We start from the raw sequence: 19,005 nt of genomic DNA, 5'->3' as shown, positions 1-19,005 counted from the left end.
TCACGGCCGGACTATTCACGGCCGGCGAGTGCTTCGGCGGGAGCCGTACGCAGGGCCCGCCGGGTGGGCACCTCGATGGTGACGAACGCGAGGCTGATGATCGTGAGCGCCGTGGCGGGCAGCAGCCAGACCGGGCCCGCGGGCCAGGGGCGGTCCAGGAAGCCGATGCCCAGAAGGGTGAGCGGGATCGCGGCCAGGACCAGGCCCGTGGTGAGGGCGGCGGCGCCGATCATCGCGGCCTCGCGGCGCATCATCGTGCGGATCTGACGCGGGGTGGTGCCGTTCAGGCGGAGGGTGGCGATCTCGCCGCGACGTTGGGCGGTGGTGGCGACGAGCTTGTTGGCGATGCTGAGGAGGAGGTAGCCGAGGAGTACGACGATGGTCGCCAGGTTGACCCACACCTCGGGCGGAGCCTCGGTCAGGCTGCCGCCGGTTCCCGTGTCCGTGGGTTCCACCGTCAGGCCCGGCCGGGACTCGGCGAGCGCCGCGAGCTCACGCTGCGCCGTCGCCGTACCGTCCGTGCGCACGAGGATGCTCTCGTCGAGACCCGTCGTGGTGTGGCCCGTCGTGAGGTCCCGGGAGAGCGCGACCGGGCCGAAGCCGAGTCCGCGGTCGTAGACGGCGACGACCTTGGCGTTCACGCGGGTGCCGTCGCCGAGGATCAGGCCGATCCGCTCGCCCAGTCCGGCGCCACGGGAGCGGGCGACGTCGCTGCTGACCGCGACGGTGTCGCCGCTGAGCCCGGCCAGGCTGCCGAACCGTACGTCCAGGTCCAGGACGCTCCACGCGTCCGGAGTGAGGATCATCGCGGAGGAGGATTCGACCTCGTCCTCGCCGAGAAGCTTGTAGGGCCAGACCACGGTCGTGCTGCCGACGGGGGCTGCCGCCCGCACGCCGGAGGTCTCCCGTACCGCGTCGAGGGTGCCCTCGGGCAGTCCGCCGAGCGCAGGTGCGCTCAGGCGTTCCTGGGCGAGAGTGCCGGTGCGGACGTCGTCCGAGGTGGCGGTCATCACCGTCGTCTGGGCGAAGGTGTACGTCAGGACGAACACGACCGCCATGGCGAGGGTGCTGACGACTCCGGCGATGCGCAGGGCGTATCCGCGGACGTTGGACACGGCCAGCCACGTCGGTGCCGAGACACCGGGTCGCAGGCGCCGGGCCAGTGTCTCGCCGGCGTGCCGGACCAGGGCGGGGCCCGCCATCGCGAGGCCGATCGCGCCGATGACACCGGCCATGGAGGTCGCGGCCGCGCCGAGTACGGTCCTGGCCAGCAGCGGTACGACGGAGAGGGTCGTCGCGGCGAGGATGAGCAGCAGTCCGGCACGGGTCCGGATGCGGGACGGGTTACGGGGTTCGGTGCGCGACTCGGCGACCGCCTCCGTGGCCGGCATCCGCGACGTACGCCACGCGGCGCCCCTCGCCGACACCTGAACGGCGAGAGCCAGCAGGAGGGCGGTGGCGAGCGCGGGCAGCGGGCTGAACGTCAGAGGCAGGGTTTCGGGGAGCACACCGCGTTCAACGAGCTGTTGCCGGAACTGTCCGGCCAGCAGATAGCCGAGGGCCGCCCCGGGCACGAGCGCAACGGCCGCGATCACCATGGCCTGGGCGGTGGCGAGCCGGCGGATCTGCTTCGGGGTGGCGCCGACGGCCCGCATCAGGGCCAGTTCGCGGCGCTGCCCGGCGATCGACACACCCAGCGCACCGGCCATGACGAACCCGGTGATCAGCACGACGATCCCGGAGAGCGAGCCCGCGAGCAGGATGAGGAGTGAGCGCGAGGCCACAGCGTCGGGCGCCGCCAGGTCACCCCGGTCTTCGCCGGTGGCCACCACCAGGTCCGTGCCGCGCAGTTGATCGCGGACGGCCGCGGCGACGGAGTCGGTGGCGCCGGTTTCGGTACGCAGCCCGATCAGGTCGACGGTCCCGGCGCGGGGTCCGCTGTCGCGTCCGGCCAGCTGCTCGGCCGTCGGATCGGCGAAGAAGACTCCGGCTCCGGGCGCGTCGACGACCCCGGAGACGCGGTACTCGGCGGCGTCCCGGCCGGCCGCGACGACCTCGACCCGGTCGCCCGCCTGGACACCCGCGGCGGCGGCCATGTCACGGTCCACGGCGACCTCACGCGAATCGCCCGGCTTCCTGCCGTCTACCGGGGCGTCCTGAAGCAGCCCGGTGGAGGACCAGCCATGCCCCGCCGTCGTGGGATCCTCGCCCGGTACGACCCGGCCGTCCGCGTCGACGAGGGCCGCGGGGAAGCTGACGTCACCGACCACGCCGGTGACCCCGTCCAACTCGCCCAGCCAGTCGGCCAATTGGGCCGGAACCGCCCCCCGCTCCGGCAACGCGATCGGCAGATCCCCGCCGGGCCGGAAGGTCTGGTCCGCCGACACCACGACGTCCACCCCGCCGAGCCGCCCGGCCGGCAGCTGCGACCGCAACCCGGACTCGGCCAGCACTCCGGTACCGGTGACCAGCACCGCACCCCCCAGCACCGCACACGCCACCGCCACCAACGCGGCGACCCGGCGCCGAGCCATACGCACCGCGAGATACAGCATGACCTTCACCCCTCTCCGAGTGCGACGAGACGGGCGGCCAGATCGGCGGCAGTGGGCGTGTGCAGCGTGTCCACGACCCGCCCGTCGGCCATCACCAGAGCCTGGTGCGCCTGGGCGGCGGCGGCCGGATCGTGGGTGACCATGACCACCGTCTGCCGCAGCTCGTCGACGAGGTCACGCAGCAGGTTCAGGACCTCGTGGGCGCTGCGCAGATCCAGTGCGCCGGTCGGCTCGTCGGCGAACACGACAGCGGGCCGGGCCGCCAACGCCCTTACGATCGCGGCCCGTTGCTGCTGTCCGCCAGAGAGTTCGGCGGGCCGGTGCGTCAGCCGGTCGGCAAGACCGACGCGCTCGATCAGCGTCCGCAGCCACTCCTGGTCCGGGGCCCGGCCCGCGAGGCGCAGCGGCAGCGTGATGTTGTCGGCGACGCTGAGCGAGGGCACCAGGTTGTACGACTGGAACACGAAGCCGATGCGCTCGCGGCGCAGTTCGGTGCGGCGGGTCTCGTTCAGGCCCGCGATTTCGTACCCGTCGATACGGACGCTGCCCACGGTCGGTGCGTCCAGACCCGCCGCACAGTGCATCAGCGTGCTCTTGCCGGACCCCGAAGGACCCATCACGGCGAGGAAGGTGCCGCGTTCGACGGTCAGGGACACGTCGTCGAGGGCGCGTACGCCTCCGGGATACGTCTTGCCGAGGTGCGCCAGCGCGATGGCGGGGGTGTGGTCCGGGGAGGCCGAGGAGGCCTCAACTCCCTTGAGGAGCTTGCTCATCGACGACCCCGCAGGCCCTGAACGACCAGTCCGGTCAGGCAGAGGGCGGTGACGGCGCCGCTGGCGAGGTGCAGAGGCGTGCTGGCGGTGTACGAGGCCACCATGTTGCCGACGACGCTGATCACCAGCACCATCCAGAGGAGGGTGCGCGCGACTCGGGACCTGGTGACGACGGGAAGCGGCTCACCGACAGGAAGCGGCTTGCCGATGGTCTCGGCGTTGGGGTCGACGGACGGGTTGGCGTACGTCCCGGAGGCGGTGGTGAGGCGGTAGGGGTCGGTCATTTTCGGGCTCCTGTTCCTGGTTGCCGCGGAGGCTTGCGGCCTGTTCCGCTGTCGTCTCCGACGCTATGAATCACGACCCCTCGCGGCCGAGCCCGCCTGCCGCCCGGTTCGAGGTACAGCAGGCTGTACCTCTGCGGACTTCCTGGGGCCTTGAGCTGACGGCCAACTGATCCGCGTCTTAGGGTCGTTGCCCTAGGAGGAACCCATGTCGAGCCAGCAGTACGCGTCTGACGGCGCCCCAAAGACCCGTATCCGGGACATCGTCGTCCGGTCGGCCGGCGCCGCCCTCGTCGCGCTCGAAAAGCTCGCCGGCGGATTCGGTACGGCCGTGCTCGCACTGGCCGTCCTGCTCCTGGTGGCCGTCACCGCCGTGACCTCCCTGGTGGGAGTGGGGCTGCTGATGGCGCCCGCCGCCCTGCGCGCCCTGCACGCCGTCGCCGACCGCGAACGCGACCGGCTCACCCGATGGGGCCCGGAGCTGATCGGCCCGGGACCCGCACCGACTCAGCTGCGCCCGGCCCTTGCCGACCCCACCACCCGGCGGGAGCTGGGCTGGCTGGCCACGCACGGGACGCTGGGGCTGCTCCTTGGCCTGCTCGGCGTGTTCCTGCCGCTCGTCGCGGTCCGCGACACCGCGTTCCCGCTGCTGTATCCGTTCGCACCCGAGGACGCGAACAGCACGTCCATCGGGATCGGGGTCGCGCACACCTGGCTGGACGCCCTCGCCGTGGTCCCGCTGGGCCTGGCCTGGATCGCCATCATCGTGGGGCTCGGGCCGGGCATGGCGCGGCTGCAGGCGCGGCCGGGACGCCGGCTCCTGTCGGCAGGACCCGACGCGGACCTGTCCCTACGAGTCGCGGAGCTGACCGCCACCCGGGCCGCCGCCCTCGACGCCCACGCGACCGAACTGCGCCGTATCGAGCGCTCGTTGCACGACGGCACCCAGAACCGGATCGTCAACGTCACCGTCCTGCTCGGCGCCGCCCGCCGCATGGTGGCCCGCGACCCGGCGGGCGCCGACGAACTCCTCGAACGCGCCCAGAGCGCCGCCGAGGGGGCGCTGGCCGAACTGCGCTCGGTCTCCCGGAGCATCCTGCCGCCGGTACTGGACGACCGCGGACTCGAAGGCGCACTGGCCGGGCTGGCCGCGGACTGCCCGGTGCCCTGCCGCGTCGACGTCGAGGCAACCGCGAGGTGCGCGGCCTCCGTCGAGGCGACCGCCTACTTCATCGTGGCCGAAGCCCTGACCAACATCGCCAAGCACAGCCAGGCCCGGCACGCCACCGTCACCGTCCGCAGCCACGACGGCCGACTGCACCTGCAGATCAAGGACGACGGCCGGGGCGGCGCGGACGAAGCCGGCGGCTCCGGCCTGACCGGCATGCGCCGCCGCATCGCGGCCCACGACGGCAACCTCACCCTCACCAGCCCGCCCGGCGGGCCCACAACCCTCGAGGTGGACCTCCCATGCGGATCGTGATCGCCGAAGACGACCCACTGCTGCGCGAAGGGCTCGCCCTGCTGCTGCGGGCGGAATCGCTCGACGTGGTGGGCACCGCCGGTACGGCCGACGGGATCCTCGACGCCATCGACGTACACAAGCCCGATGTCGCCATCCTCGACGTACGGATGCCCCCGACCCACACGGACGAGGGCATCGTCGCGGCGGTCGAGGCCAGACGCCGGCGGCCGGACCTGGCGGTGCTGGTGCTGTCCGCGTACGTCGAGCAGAGCTTCGCCACGGAGCTGCTCACCGGCGGCGTCACCGGCCTCGGCTATCTGCTCAAGGAGCGGGTCGGGCGGGTCGAGGAGTTCCTGGACGCCCTGCGGCGAGTGGCGGCCGGAGGCACCGCCATCGACCCCGAGGTCGTCGCGCAGCTCTTCACCCGCAGCCGCCACGACAGCCGCCTGGAACGCCTCAGCCCCCGCGAACGCGACGTACTCGCCCTGATGGCCGAGGGTTTGGGCAACTCCGCCATCGCCGAACGCCTCGTCGTCACGGACGGCGCCGTCCACAAGCACATCCGCAGCATCTTCGCCAAGCTCGACCTTTCCCCCACCGACCAGGTGGACAGGCGCGTCGCCGCGGTCCTCCGCTACCTCGAGGACGTACGCCGCCGCGCCTGACCACCCTGCGGTTGAACTAGGCAGGCACAGCAACGCCGTTGAACGTCGTCTCCGGCGTCTGCGGGCTGGTGAACCGCGCGTTGACGAGATACAGCCGGTCGCCCCAACGCGCGGCGGTCGTCGGCACGTCGAACCGCGGATCGGTGATCGTCCGCTTCAGCGTGGCCGTGGTGACCTTCGCGTCGAGGTCCCAGACGCTGATCAGGTTCAGCCGGTTCTGCACGACGTACAAGGTGCGGCCTATACGGAGCAGACCGTCACCGTTGGCGACATCGGCCTGTCCGTTCAGCGCGATCTTCTTCGCCTCACCGGTCTTGATGTTCACGTGGTAGAGCTCGCCCGGCGTGCTCTTGACGACGATCAGGCCACGGCCGTCGGGGGTTTCGACGATGCCGTTGGCGTTGTTCACGTTGGGCGTCTGCGTCCAGTCACCGCCGAGCGGCAGGCTGCGCACCTCGCCGCCCCGGCCGCGGGGTACGCCGTACAGCGTGGCGCCGCGCGAGTCGGTGAACCAGGCGCGGTCGCCGAGGAGTATGACGTCGTTGATGAACGTGGCGGCGGGGTCGGTGAGTTGGTACGTGGCCTTGAGCTTGCCGCTGCGGGAGTCGACGATGCGCGCGGTGCCGCCGGCGCCTCCGGCGAGGTAGAGCAGACCGTCGTGGTCCAGCTTCAGCCCGATGGATGCCGTGCCGGTGGCTCCCTCGAAGAGGACGCCGCCCTTGCCGGTGCGCAGGTCGGTGCGGTAGACGGCGCCGTTCGCGCGGGAGCCCATGTAGGCGTACGGCTTTCTGCCGATGGTGATGCCCTCGGGCAGCCAGCCGTCCGGGAGCGGGAACTCGGTCGGCCAGGCACTCTTTACGGTTCCGGCGGCGGCACTGGCCGTGCCGGCACCGGCAGCCAGCGTGAGCGCGGCGGCGGCCCCGCCGAGAACGGTGCGCCGGGACGGCCGGGCTTGGTTCTGGGACATGTTCCGGGCCTCCATGAAGGTGGGGGTGAAACTCTGCGAACTCGGCAACTCAGCGAACGAGTAGTGCACTTGGGGACATCGAGAACCAAGCCGAGCTCAGCTCCCGAACTCTGTCCGCTCGAACGCCCCACCCCACACAAGAGTTCCCCTATGAACCCCCTGTGGCCCCGCTGTGCCAGGGGGCAGCCGGGGCGCTCCCCGACCCGCGGACCACACCCGCACGACCTTAACTTGCTTAACTAAATCAACGTACTTACATTTAATCCTGTCGCGCATACCCGACCGCCCACCCGGAGGCCCGACCATGTCCCACGCACAACCCCGCACCGCCACCACCGGGGCGGCAGCCCCACCGCGGCCGAACGTCGTGGTCGCGGTGCTGGCCTTCGGCGGGATCGTGGTCTCGCTGATGCAGACTCTGGTCATCCCGATCGTTCCGGAGCTGCCCACCCTCCTGAACGCCCCGGCGTCCGACACCGCCTGGGCCGTCACCGCCACCCTGCTCGCCGCCGCCGTCGCGACCCCGATGATGGGGCGGCTCGGAGACATGTACGGCAAGCGCCGGATGCTGCTGGTCAGCATGGTCATGCTGGTGGCCGGATCCGTCACGGCCGCGCTCAGCGAGTCCCTCGTCCCGATGATCGTCGGGCGCGCACTCCAGGGTCTGTCGGCCGGCGTCATCCCGCTCGGCATCAGCATCATGCGCGACGAGCTGCCCGCCGAACGGCTCGGCTCCGCCACCGCGCTGATGAGTGCCTCGCTCGGCGTCGGCGGCGCCCTCGGCCTGCCCGCCGCCGCGCTCATCGCCGACAACTTCGACTGGCACGTACTGTTCTGGGCCTCGGCCGGCATGGGTGTCGTCGCCCTGCTGCTCGTACTGGCCCTCGTGCCGGAGTCCCGGGTGCGCACCGGAGGACGGTTCGACCTGATCGGCGCGGTCGGGATGGCGGCGGGGCTCGTGTGCCTGTTGCTGGCGATCTCCAAGGGCGGGGACTGGGGCTGGGGCAGCGGCACCATCCTCGGCCTGTTCGGCGCGGCCGTCGTGATCCTGCTGGTGTGGGGTTTCTTCGAACTGCGTGTCAGCCAGCCGCTGGTGGACCTGCGGACCACCGCGCGCCGTCAGGTGCTGTTCACCAACCTCGCCTCGATAGCCATCGGCTTCGCCATGTTCGCGATGTCCCTCGTCATTCCGCAGCTCCTGCAGTTGCCTGAGGCTACCGGATACGGTCTGGGTCAGTCGCTGCTCGCCGCCGGTCTCGTCATGGCGCCGTCCGGACTGGTGATGATGGCCCTGGCCCCGGTCTCCGCGGCCGTCTCCAAGGCCAAGGGCCCCAAGGTCACGCTGATGATCGGCTCCCTGATCGTGGCCGGCGGCTACGCGCTGAACATCGTGCTGATGGACGAGGTCTGGCACTTCATCCTCGTGTCCTGCGTCATCGGCGCCGGCATCGGCTTCACGTACGGCTCGATGCCCGCGCTGATCATGAGCGCCGTGCCCGCGTCCGAGACGGGCGCCGCGAACAGCCTCAACACCTTGATGCGGTCCATCGGTACGTCGGTCGCCAGCGCGGTCGCCGGCGTCATCCTGGCGCAGATGACCACCACCTTCGGCTCCACCGCCCTCCCCTCCGAGGACGGCTTCAAGGCGGTCCTGGCCATCGGTGTCGGCGCGGCCCTGCTCGCCTTCTTCGTCGCCTCGTTCATCCCGCGCCGACAGCCGCTCGCGGACGGGACGTCCAAGACGCCGGCCGGGGACGGAGCCGAGGCCACGGACGACGCAGGTGCGGCGAGCGCGTCGGTCACCCTTCCGCACCCCCGTCAGGCCCTGGCCCTGGAGGCGGCGGCCCCGGACGACGACGCTGCGAGCGGAACCCTCGTCCGCGGACACGTCCGCGGTGCGGAGAGCGCGCCCGTGTCCGGCGCCGCGGTGACGCTGATCTCGCTCGAGGGGCGGCAGCTCGGCCGGGCGGTCGCGCAGGGCGACGGCTCGTACGGTGTGCGCGCGCCGGGCGCCGGTTCGTACGTCCTGATCGCCTCCGCCGACGGCTACCAGCCGCAGGCCTCGACCGTCGTCGTGGCGGACGCGCCGGTGACGTACGACGTTCTGCTGAGCGGCACCAGCGGGCTTGCCGGTGTGGTGCGGTCGGCGGACAGCGGGGTGCGGGTCGCCGGGGCCGTGGTCATCGTGACCGATGTCCGCGGGGATGTGCTGGCCACCGGGGAGACGGACGCCATGGGCGAGTTCACCGTCTCGGACCTGGTGCCGGGGACGGTGACCCTCGCGGTCAACTCGGTCAAGCACCGGCCGCTGGCCCTGCCCGTCGAGATCGGCGTCACCGGGGCCACGCGGGTCGAGGTCGAGTTGCACCCCGGGGCGCACGTACGGGGCACGGTGCTCGGAGCGGGTGTTCCGCTGAGCGAGGCGCGGGTCACGCTGATGGACGCCGCGGGCAACGTGGTCGCCACGACGACGACCGGCATCGACGGGGCGTACGCCTTCTCCGACCTGGACAGCGGGGAGTACACGGTCATGGCGACCGGCTACCCGCCGAAGGCCACCGGGGTGACCGTCTCCGGCGGCGGCGTGGACGGCCACGACATCGAACTCGCCCACCCCGGCGAATAGTTCACCCCAACAGGACCCGACACGACCCGGCACGCTCCGACGAGAACGCACGCACGGACGAGAACGGAAGAGGCGAGAGACGCTATGGCACTCAGCGCATCGGTACGCACCCGGGACGGCTGGGCCGTGCCACACGCGGTGGTCACGGTGACCGACATGAGGGGTACGCAGATCCTGCGCGCCGAGGCGGACGCCGAGGGCGCCGTCCGGGACGACGTGCACCTCGAGCCCGGCTCGTACACGGCGATCGTCACCGCGGTGGGGTACGCGCCCGCCGCCTCGACCGCGCTCGTCACGGCGAGCGGCCGTGCGGAGCTCGGCCAGGTCGTCCTCGGCCGGCAGGCGGGTGTCGAGCTGCCGCCGCCGGGTCCGTGGACGATCGACCCGGCGCACTCCTCGGTGGAGGCGGTGGCCCAGCATCTGGGCCTCTCCAGCGTGCACGGCCGCTTCACCGACTTCGGCGGGCGTATCGAGATCGCGCAGGACGCCGCCAAGTCCCGGGTCGAGGCGTCCATCCGCGCCGCCTCGATCGGCACCGGCAACGGCACGCGCGACGACCACCTCAGGTCCCCGGACTTCCTGGACGCCGAACGGTGCCCGGAGATCACGTACCACTCGACCGGCCTGAGCCCCACAGGCCCGGACCGCTGGACCGTCCACGGCGAACTCACCCTGCACGGCGTCGCACGCCCCGTCGACCTGGACCTCGCCTACCTGGGCACGGGCCCCGACGCCTGGGGCGGAGTGCGGGCGGCGTTCCGCGCCACGACTCAGCTGCGCCGCGAGGACTTCGAGATGAACTACAACCAAGTCGTACGGGCGGGCATCTCGGCGGTCGGCGCGACGCTGAAGGTGTCACTGGACGTGCAGGCGGTGCAGGGGGAGCGGCTGCCGCAGATGTGACCGATGCACCGGCTCACCGTGCGGCCGGCGCCGTGGTCGCGGCGATGCGCAGGGCCTCCACCAGTTCGCGGTACAGGGTGTCCGTCGTCAGCAGGTCCTCGTGGCTGCCACGGGTGCGGATACGGCCCGCCTCCATCACCACGATGGTGTCCGCGTCGATCACGGTCGACAGCCGGTGGGCGATCGTGACCACGGCACCGGTGCCGGCGCGCGAGCGGATGCAGTCGTGGACGGCGGCTTCGGTCAGGCCGTCGAGCTGGGCGGTCGCCTCGTCCAGGAGCAGTACGTCGGGGGTACGCAGCAGGGCGCGGGCCAGTGCGATGCGCTGGCGTTCGCCGCCCGAGACGGTCGTGGACGACAGGGGCGTGTCGAGACCCTCGTCGAGGGTGTCGATCTTCTCGGCCAGCCGGACGTCGTGCAGCACCCGGCGCAGTTCCTCGTCCGTCGCGTCCGGGCGGGAGAGCAGCAGGTTGTCGCGGATGGTCCCGGGCACGATCGGGGTGTCCTGCTCCACGTACGCCAGTCGCGCCCGGATGTCGTCGTGGGTGTGGTCGCGGTACGGGCGGCCGTCCAGGAGCAGTTCGCCGTCCGTCGGCTCCAGGAAGCGCAGGACGAGGGAGAAGAGGGTCGTCTTGCCCGCCCCCGAGGGGCCGACGATCGCAGTGTGCCCGTACCGGGGGACGGTCAGGTCGATACCTCGTACGGCAGGCTCGGCGTCGGGGCCGTAGGCAGCGGTGACCTGCCTCAGTTCCAGTACGGGGGTGTCGTCACGGAGGTCTGCACCCGGTGCGGGAGGGGTCGGGGGCGCCGGGCGGGCGGTGGTCTCGGTCTGCAGGTCGTCGGTCTCGCGGATGCGTTCCGCGGCGGCGATGCCGGCCTGGAGCGCGGTGAGGTTCTGGCTGAGCTCGGTGATGGGTTCCATCAGGCCGAACGCGTACAGCAGGAAGGCGATCAGGCTCGACACCTCCAGGTGCCCCTCACCGACCCGCCAGGCGCCCACGCCCAGGATCGCGATGATCGCCAACTGGATGCCGGACCACGCGATCATCCAGGCCAGCGCCTCGCGGCGGACCGCGCGTACGCCGTACTCGGCCGAGGCGCGCGCGTCGGCCACGATCCGCTCGGCCGTACGGTCCTCGGCGCGGCTCACCTTCACCGTCCGGATGGCCCGCAGCGTGCCCTCAAGTACGCCGCCGAGCCGCCCTATGTGCTCCTGGGCCCGCTGCTGCGCCGTGGCGATCCCCGGCATGAGGACCGCGAACAGTACGGCGATCACCACTACCGCCACCAAGGTGGTGCCGAGCAGCACGAGATCGAGCACACCCATCAGGACCAGGGTCCCCACCAGCATGATCGTGCCGTTGATCAGGCCGATCAGCGCGCCGGTGGCGGCCTCGCGCAGGAGCACCGTGTCGGAGGTGACGCGGGTGACCAGCTCACCGGTCGGGCGCCGGGTGACGGCGGGCACGGTGGCCCGCAGGAAACGCCGCACCATCGACTCGCGGGCCTCAAGGACCACGCGCTCTCCCAGCGCGCCGAGCATGGACCACTGCCAGTACCCGACGGCTCCGCCGACCACGAGCAGCACCAGCAGGGCGACAACGGGGCCGGTCAGCGAGGCCGACTCGCCCAGCGCGTCGAGCACCCACTTGGTGACCATCGGCGTGGCAAGGCCCAGCGCCGAACCCACCAAGGCCAGCAGGAGTCCCCGTACGAGTGCGGCTCGGTGTGGCCGGGCGAACGACCACAGGACACGCAGCCGTGGCGCGACCGCGTCCCGTTCAGTAGTTTCAGGAACAGTCATGGCACGTAGTGGAACACCATTGTTCCAATACGGGCAAGCGAGTTTCGGTCCGGAATGGCGCGCTACCGTATGGGCATGAGTGACGACCGCATTGCGGTGACCGAGAGCGGGACGCGCGCGCGAACCCGGCGTGCCATCCTCGACGCCGCCGTCTCGCTCCTGTCCACCGACCAGAGCGCGTCGCTCGCCGATGTCGCGGCGGCCGCCGGTGTGGGGCGCACCACCGTTCACCGCTACTTCCCCGAGCGGTCCGCCCTGCTGACGGCCATCGGCGCGGACGTCCTCGACAGTGTCGCGGTGGCGACCGAGCGGGCCCGGCTCGAAGACGGCCCGGCTCTCAAGGCCCTGGAGCGGCTCTGCCAGGAGTTCTTCGAACTCGGCGACCGCCTCATGCTGATCTTCGACATGCCGCAGTTCAGGAACTGGTCCGGCTGGGAGGAGGAGACCCCCGCCGACAAGGCACTCCTGCGCCTGATCCGCCGCGGCCAGGCGGAGGGCACGCTCGACCCCGAACCCGACGCCTACTGGATCCAGAACGTCCTGTGGGCCCTGCTCTACACGGCCTGGGAACAGGCCCGCGACTACGAAACCCCCAGGCACACGGCCCTGACGCTGTGCCTGCACACGCTCCGCAAGGCCGTAGCCCCGTAAGGGGCCAGGAACAGCACGCCCGTCGCAGCGACTGCGACGGGCGTGGGTCCGGCCATCGGCACGGTGATCCAGGTGATCTATTGGGGCGTCGCTCTCACCGGCTCAGCGGCTCACCTGCCGCTGACGACAACGCATCTCAGCTCTCAGTAGCCGTACCTGCTCTTCAGATGGCGCCAGAAGTCGCGGAGCATCCATTTGTCGAACTCCGTGATCTGACTGGCACTGCCTGCCTTCATCAGGAAGCAGCACTGGCCGGTCGGGGTCCAGTCGTAGAAGTCGTCGAGGCCGAAGGTGTGGCCGACCTCGTGGAGGTAGACGTGGATGTTCTCCTGGTCCAGGGCACCGGTGAAGTACTCCTGCCCGACCCGCTGCCCCCAGTCACCGCCGGCACCGCCCTGGAACTCCTTGGTCAGCCACAGTGACTGGTCGTAGTGGCGGGCAGGGCCGCCGGGGCACTGCGAGTAGTCGCCGTCCTGGTGGAAGAAGCGGCCGCAGTCGGGCGCACACTGCGGGGCTCCGCCCTCGTCCAGCATTCCGGTGTAGATGTCGACGGAGTTGTCGGTCCACTGGAGGGTGGAGCGGTCCTTGACGGCCCAGCCGACGATGTTGACGGGAACCTCGGTGTACGGCCACGCATTGTGCCCCGTACCGCCGTCGACCATGGCGGCCATCCACGTCCCGAACTGCTTCTTCAGCGCGGCGTGGATCCGGTCGCGTAACGCGGCGCTGACGGGGGCGTCGGACTCCCAGCGGACGCAGTAGTTGACGCTCCCCTTGTTGGCCATGACCTGGTCCCACCCGTAGTTACGGAAGCCGTACAGGTCGGGATAGGTCGACTCGACGTGGTTCCACACCTCGCCCAGCGGCTGCACCAGCTCCGCGGGCGGATCCCACTCCTCGGCAGCCTCGGTACGTGGAGCGAACGCACCGGCCGCAGCGACGAGCACGGCTAAGACGACGATCAGACGCGCAAGGTACTTGCCCATGGTGACTCCTCCCGGTGGGGGACGGGGGTTCACACACAGGTCGCCGCCGGGGCGGGCAGAGGTTGCCTGCCCCGGGCTCGGCCTTGCTGTCCGTCAGGCCGACGCGCGGGCGAAGCGGAGGCTGGTCGTGATGGTGGTCAGGCCGCGCATCATGCCCATCTGGTTCCAGGAGATGCCGAACTCGGTGCGGTCGACGGTCAGTTCCGCGGCCAGGGTGACCGCGTCGGCTGACGAGTCGGTGGCGCGGGCGGTGAAGGACACGGGACGGCTGACGCCGCGGACGGTCAGCTGCCCGGAGACCTCGACGGTGTCGTCCGTACGCGGGACACAGCTGCGTACGGTGAAGGTGATGGTGGGGTGCCGGTCCACGTCGAAGAAGTCGGCGGAGCGCAGGTGCTTGTCGCGCTTTTCGTGCTTGGTGTCCAGAGAGGCGGCGTCGAGAGTCACCGTGCCGCTGGCGGAACCGTCGGGGCGGACCTCTCCGTCGCCCGTGATCCCCGCGAACGTGCCGTTCACGGTGACCATGCCCCACATCGTCTTCTGCCGGACGGCGACGGTGGAGAGGGCGGGGTCGAGCTGCCAGAGGCCGGTTTCGACTGCGACGGACATGAGGTTTCTCCTGACGGGGGGGCGTGCATGACTGGGTCATTGAATGCAGTTATCCAAAATTGGACAGTCACACGCTAGCGCGTCATCCAAAATTGGACAACCGGTAGAATGGAGCATCATGGCCGACTCCACCGCCCCCACCGACCTGCCCGAGCGCGATCCCTCGGAGGACCGCGCCCCCTCGGACGAGAGCGGGCTGCTGCCGGCGGAGCTGCGCGCCTGGATGCATCTGCTGGCCGCGGCCGGCGCGGTCGAGCAGCAGTTGCGATCCCGAGTCAAGGACGCCCTCGGGATCTCGCACGACGAGTTCCTCATCGTGTGCCTGCTGGCCGACCAGCCCGGAGGCGGACTGCGGATGACCCGCATCGCCGAGCTACTGGGCCGCCCCAAGACCCGGCTGACGTATCAGGTCGCCTGCCTCCAGCACGCCGGACTGGTCACCAAGGGCTCGGTCTGCGGCGACAGGCGCGGCATCGAAGTGACCCTCACCGAGAAGGCACGCCGGCTCCTGAAAGACACCTCGCCCCCTCTCGCGCACGCCATCACCGACGCCGTCACCCGTGCCCTCGGCCCCGAGCGACGCGCTGCCCTGTGCGGCGGCCTGCTGCCGGGCACCGCGGACGCTGACCGCCAGCCGGACGAGTCGCCGGACAGGAGCGCCCCGTGACCGGGCACCCCGCCCCACTCCCGCTCACCGGCGTAACCGTCGTGAGCGTCGAGCAGGCCGTGGCCGCGCCCTTCGCCACGCGCCAACTGGCCGATCTCGGGGCGCGGGTCATCAAGGTGGAGCGGCCGGGAGAAGGGGACTTCGCCCGGCGGTACGACACCACGGTCGACGGAGAGTCCAGCTATTTCGTATGGCTCAACCGGTCCAAGGAATCCCTGACCCTCGACCTGAAGTCGGCACAGGGCCGGGAGATCCTTGAGCAACTGCTGGGCGGCGCCGATGTGTTCGTCCAGAATCTCGCCCCCGGCGCGGCAGCCAGACTCGGCCTCGGCGCGGCGGACCTGGCCGCACGGCACCCCTCCCTCATCCCCTGCTCCATCTCCGGTTACGGAAGCAGCGGACCGTGGGCGAACCGCAAGGCGTACGACCTGCTCGTGCAGTGCCAGACCGGCCTGGTCTCCCTGACCGGGAACGAGCACGGAGCGGCCCGCGCGGGGGTGTCGGTCGCCGATATCGCCGCGGGGATGTACGCGTACTCGGGAATCCTCACCGCCCTCTACACCCGCGCGACCACCGGCGTCGCCCGGGCCGTGGAGGTCTCCCTCTTCGAAGCGCTGGCCGAGTGGATGAGCCAGCCCGCCTACTACACCCGCCACGGCGGAACCCAGCCGCCCCGCATCGGCACCCAGCACGCCACCATCGCCCCGTACGGCGCCTTCACCGCGGCCGACGGCAAGGACGTGCTGTTCTCGATCCAGAACGAGCGCGAATGGGTCGCGCTGTGCGAGCGCTTCCTGGAACGTCCGGAGCTCATCGACGATCCGCGGTTCGCCACCGGCTCGGACCGGGTGGCGCACCGCGACGAGCTCAACGCGATCGTGGCCGAGCGGTTCAGCCGGTCCGGCAGCCGCGAGGTGGAGAAGCTGCTGGACGAGGCCGGTATCGCGAACGCCGGGGTCAACGACGTGGAGGAGTTCCTCGCCCATCCCGTACTCAGCGCGCGGGAGCGATGGCAGGACGTACGACTTCCCGGCGGCGGTGCGGTGCCGGCGCTCCTGCCACCGGTGGACCTGGCCGGCACCCCCGCCCGCATGGACCCCGTCCCCGCAGTCGGCGAGCACACGGAGCGGATCCTGGCCGAACTGGGGCACAGCGCGGAGGCCATCGACGGCCTCCGCGCCGCCAAGGTCATCTGACGCGGCCTCGGACGTCAGTCGCAGTAGACGTCCCGCCCCGGCCGCTCCCCCGTGGCCAGGAAACGGGACACGGTCCGGTCGCCGCACTCGTTGCCGTTGGCGAGGTAGGCGCCGTGGCCGGTGGAGTTCACGGTCACCATGGTGGCGCGCTTGCCGAGGGCACTGCGGAGCTTCAGGGCGCCGCTCAGCGGAGTGGCGACGTCACGCTCGTTCTGGACGAGCAGGATGTTGGAGGGGCCGCGGTCGGTGATGCGTACCGGGGGCTCCTTCGGCTCGTACGGCCAGGCTGCGCAGACCATCGCGTTCCTCGGCATCCCGGCGGTCAGCGGGTACTTGGCGCGGCTCTTGTCGACTCCCTTCTGGTATACGGCGGTTGACCTGGGCCATGCGGCGTCGTTGCAGATGGTCGCGGCCCCGACCGCGGTGACGTTCTGCTGGACCGACTCGGGCGGCACCGGGGGCGCGGGCGGTACCGTCCCCTTCCGCGCGGCCAGGATCAGCTTGGCCAGGGCGGGGTAGTTGTCGGGGTCGGCAAGGGTGTCCAGCATGGTCTGGCGCAGGACGTTGCCGTTCAGCTCCTCCGGGTTGGCGCCGGGCCAGGGGATCGGCTCGCGGTCGAGGCGTGCGGCGAGGCGCAGGAAGAGGGGCCGCACCTCGGCCGTCGTCCTGGCCACCCGGTCCGGATTGCCGGGCGCCGACGCCCACTTGGCGAACTCCGGGAAGTTGTCCTCCACGCCGACCTCGTACGAGGCGAGCCAGGCACGCTGCACCCGGACGGGATCGGGATTGTCGTTGCTGTCCAGCACGATGCGGTCGGTGCGGTGCGGAAACAACTGGCTGTAGACGGCGCCGACATACGTCCCGTACGAGACACCCCACGCGGAGAGCTTCCGCTCGCCGAGCGCGGCACGGATACGGTCGAGGTCGCGGGCTTCGTTGGCGGTGCTGATGTGGCGCATCATCTCGCCGCCGTTGCTCGCGCAGGCGTCCGAGAGTCGCTGGGCGTTCGCCATGTTCTCCGTGACGGAGCCGTCGGGGGCGGGCCAGGGGCGCAGCTTCGAGAGGGCGAGGTCCTCGTGTTCCAGTTCGCAGCTGACCGGGGCGGAACGGCCGACCCCTCGGGGGTCGAACCCGATCAGGTCGTACGTGTCCCGCACGTCCTGCGGCAGCTTCTGCCCCTTGCCGGAAGGGTTGTTGAGGCTGCTGCCGCCGGGCCCGCCGGGGATGAGCAGCAGCGCGCCGCGGCGAGCCTGAGGCTTCTCGCTGGGGATACGGGAGATCGCGATGCCGATCTTCTTGCCGTCGGGGTGGGCGTAGTCCATCGGCACCTTGACGGTCGCGCACTCCTGCCGGGGGTCAAGGCCGGTGCCCTCGCACTTCGTCCAGTCGAGGGAACCTTCAACTGCTCTGGGAGGGGCGGAGGTCGAGGCCGACGCCACGGTCAGCGGTGCGGTGATCCCCAGGACGATGGCGGAGGCGGCGATCAGGGCTGCGTTTCGCTTGGTCTTCGTCATGACCACGAGCCTCGCGGCTCGCCTCCGAACGCCCCATCCTGCCAACTGGCCTATGTTGAGGGGGGTTTACCCGAGTGGGCGACTGCGGGTCCGTCGTGGCTGGTCGCTCCCCCACTCTCGGCTGCGCTCGAGCGGGGGGACCCCCATCGCGGCGGAGCCGCACATCGACACAGCCCCGCGCCCCGACGAACCCCGCAGCTTCCCTCCGGCGGGAGGGGTCGTGGGCCGGTGCGTCCTATGCCCGTCGCGTAGCTTCGGTCTCGGAGGACCAGGGCCTTGTACCAGGCCAGGGCCGTATGCCCGCCCTGCGACGGGCTGACGCACCGGATCGCGGCCCCACACCCACCACCCACCTAAGGGGCGCGGGGAACTGCGCGACCAGCCACAACGAACCCGCAGCTTACGAACCGCGCCCCCAGCGGAGCGCCACGGCTCGAAGTTGCTGTGTCAGTCCCTCCCTCTACGGTTTGCCCATGACCCCTGAGATGTGGGACCGGTTAAGTCCCTTTCGTGACAAGGCGATCGCGCAGGACATACCCGTCGACGACGTGGAGCGATGGCTGGCCACCGCCCGCCCCTGCACGACGCTGACGCGGGACGGGGACGGGCCGGTCGTGGGCCGATTCGGCGGTCCGCTCCTGCTTCCGGCCGATACCCCGGACCCCGCCCACCCCTTCGTCGCCTCCATCGACCTCGCGGCCCTGCCCGCCGACGCGACGGACCTGCCCCTGCCACCCGACGGCCACCTGCTGCTGTTCGCCTTCCCCGAGACCGCCGACGATGACGAAACCATGGGCAGTGTGGTGTACGTCCCCGCCGGCTCGGCCGTGGCGGAACGGGACAGGCACGCCTGGAACTCCTCCGACTGGGATGACTACGAGGCGATGTTCAAGGAGTTCCCGCAGGGTCCGCTGCGGGCGACGGCCAATGTGTCGCTGCCCTGCCATGAGGCGGTCGAACTCCTCGGCAAGCCGGGGAGCGGGCCGCTTCCCGGGCATCCCCGCTCCGGGGAACTCGTCGCGGTCTGGGAGAGCACCCGTGACGCCATCGCCCCCGAGGGGCCGCTGCAGATCGGGGGATACGCCGATGAGGAGGCCGTCTATACCGACCCGGTCGCCGTTGCCGTGTCCAGGGCCGTGAGAGCGGCGGAAGCGGGCCGGTGGGACGGGCCGGTTTCGGGTGACGTGTCGGACTGGGTGCTCCTGGCCGACTGGCAGGCCGGCATGGACGTGCAGGGCTGGGAGAGCGCCACCGTCCACTGGGTGATCCAGCGCGGGGACCTGGCCGCGCGGCGCTTCGACCGCGCGTTCACCTCGGTCTTCTGGAACCCCTGACCCGGGCCT

General features: G+C 71.0%; 16 protein-coding genes. 8 read left to right on the top strand and 8 right to left on the bottom strand.

Translation table 11 applies throughout. The features are described from left to right. Nucleotides 1-11: 11 nt before the first annotated feature. Genes OP79_RS13915 through OP79_RS13905 form a run of 3 tightly spaced genes read right to left on the bottom strand, consistent with a single transcriptional unit; the run spans nt 12 to nt 3,612 of the window. Complete coding sequence (locus OP79_RS13915; protein ID WP_033320587.1) at nt 12-2,555, bottom strand: ABC transporter permease; 2,544 nt, start codon at nt 2,553-2,555, stop codon at nt 12-14. A 5-nt stretch (nt 2,556-2,560) separates the two neighbouring features. Continuing rightward, nucleotides 2,561-3,328, bottom strand: coding sequence for an ABC transporter ATP-binding protein (locus tag OP79_RS13910; protein ID WP_033320460.1), 768 nt, complete (start codon nt 3,326-3,328; stop codon nt 2,561-2,563). Continuing rightward, complete coding sequence (locus OP79_RS13905; protein WP_078491780.1) at nt 3,325-3,612, bottom strand: hypothetical protein; 288 nt, start codon at nt 3,610-3,612, stop codon at nt 3,325-3,327. The genes OP79_RS13910 and OP79_RS13905 overlap by 4 nt, the downstream gene beginning before the upstream one ends. Before the next feature lie 205 nt (nt 3,613-3,817). Here OP79_RS13905 and OP79_RS13900 point away from each other — a divergent pair, with 205 nt between their 5' ends. Both OP79_RS13900 and OP79_RS13895 read left to right on the top strand, forming a co-directional pair. Further along, a complete protein-coding gene (locus tag OP79_RS13900; RefSeq protein ID WP_051744634.1) occupies nt 3,818-5,092 on the top strand; it encodes a sensor histidine kinase in 1,275 nt (424 codons plus the stop codon). After that, a complete protein-coding gene (locus OP79_RS13895) occupies nt 5,080-5,739 on the top strand; it encodes a response regulator (protein WP_033320459.1) in 660 nt (219 codons plus the stop codon). Before OP79_RS13900 ends, OP79_RS13895 begins: the two co-directional genes overlap by 13 nt. A 16-nt stretch (nt 5,740-5,755) precedes the next feature. Here the strand turns inward: OP79_RS13895 and OP79_RS13890 are convergent, their stop codons facing one another. After that, entirely contained in the window at nt 5,756-6,706 is a 951-nt protein-coding gene (locus OP79_RS13890; RefSeq protein ID WP_033320584.1) for an SMP-30/gluconolactonase/LRE family protein, read from the bottom strand. A 304-nt stretch (nt 6,707-7,010) separates the two neighbouring features. Here OP79_RS13890 and OP79_RS13885 point away from each other — a divergent pair, with 304 nt between their 5' ends. Both OP79_RS13885 and OP79_RS13880 read left to right on the top strand, forming a co-directional pair. Further along, the gene (locus OP79_RS13885) at nt 7,011-9,332 is read left to right on the top strand and encodes an MFS transporter (RefSeq protein ID WP_033320458.1); all 2,322 of its coding nucleotides are present in this window, start codon (nt 7,011-7,013) and stop codon (nt 9,330-9,332) included. 84 nt (nt 9,333-9,416) lie between these two features. Next, the gene (locus tag OP79_RS13880) at nt 9,417-10,235 is read left to right on the top strand and encodes a YceI family protein (protein WP_033320457.1); all 819 of its coding nucleotides are present in this window, start codon (nt 9,417-9,419) and stop codon (nt 10,233-10,235) included. Nucleotides 10,236-10,248: 13 nt separating this feature from the next. On the opposite strand, the gene OP79_RS13875 is transcribed toward OP79_RS13880, so the two are convergent. Further along, entirely contained in the window at nt 10,249-12,039 is a 1,791-nt protein-coding gene (locus OP79_RS13875) for an ABC transporter ATP-binding protein (RefSeq protein ID WP_245685316.1), read from the bottom strand. Between the two features lie 75 nt (nt 12,040-12,114). Between OP79_RS13875 and OP79_RS13870 the strand changes: the two genes are divergently transcribed. Then, nucleotides 12,115-12,690 (top strand): TetR family transcriptional regulator, encoded by a 576-nt coding sequence (locus OP79_RS13870; RefSeq protein ID WP_033320582.1) that lies wholly within the window; start codon nt 12,115-12,117, stop codon nt 12,688-12,690. A gap of 143 nt (nt 12,691-12,833) precedes the next feature. Here OP79_RS13870 and OP79_RS13865 read toward each other — a convergent pair whose 3' ends face one another. Both OP79_RS13865 and OP79_RS13860 read right to left on the bottom strand, forming a co-directional pair. Then, the gene (locus tag OP79_RS13865; protein WP_033320456.1) at nt 12,834-13,676 is read right to left on the bottom strand and encodes a hypothetical protein; all 843 of its coding nucleotides are present in this window, start codon (nt 13,674-13,676) and stop codon (nt 12,834-12,836) included. Nucleotides 13,677-13,769: 93 nt separating this feature from the next. Next, a complete protein-coding gene (locus OP79_RS13860) occupies nt 13,770-14,285 on the bottom strand; it encodes a YceI family protein (protein WP_033320455.1) in 516 nt (171 codons plus the stop codon). A 118-nt stretch (nt 14,286-14,403) separates the two neighbouring features. On the opposite strand from OP79_RS13860, the gene OP79_RS13855 reads away from it, so the two are divergent. Further along, nucleotides 14,404-14,952 carry a MarR family winged helix-turn-helix transcriptional regulator gene (locus tag OP79_RS13855; protein WP_033320454.1) on the top strand — a complete coding sequence of 183 codons (549 nt, stop codon included), beginning with the start codon at nt 14,404-14,406 and terminating at the stop codon, nt 14,950-14,952. Then, nucleotides 14,949-16,148: a CaiB/BaiF CoA transferase family protein gene (locus OP79_RS13850; RefSeq protein WP_033320453.1), complete on the top strand. Its 1,200-nt coding sequence runs from the start codon at nt 14,949-14,951 to the stop codon at nt 16,146-16,148. Before OP79_RS13855 ends, OP79_RS13850 begins: the two co-directional genes overlap by 4 nt. A 14-nt stretch (nt 16,149-16,162) precedes the next feature. On the opposite strand, the gene OP79_RS13845 is transcribed toward OP79_RS13850, so the two are convergent. Next, entirely contained in the window at nt 16,163-17,662 is a 1,500-nt protein-coding gene (locus OP79_RS13845) for an alpha/beta hydrolase (protein ID WP_033320581.1), read from the bottom strand. Between the two features lie 473 nt (nt 17,663-18,135). Here OP79_RS13845 and OP79_RS13840 point away from each other — a divergent pair, with 473 nt between their 5' ends. After that, nucleotides 18,136-18,996, top strand: a complete 861-nt coding sequence (locus tag OP79_RS13840) for a DUF1963 domain-containing protein (protein ID WP_051744632.1) — start codon at nt 18,136-18,138, stop codon at nt 18,994-18,996. The last annotated feature ends 9 nt before the right edge of the window (nt 18,997-19,005 follow it).

Origin of the sequence: Streptomyces yerevanensis (assembly GCF_000716805.1) — a bacterium.
Taxonomy (GTDB): Bacteria; Actinomycetota; Actinomycetes; order Streptomycetales; family Streptomycetaceae; genus Streptomyces; species Streptomyces flaveus.
This window is presented reverse-complemented; position numbering and strand designations above follow the sequence as displayed.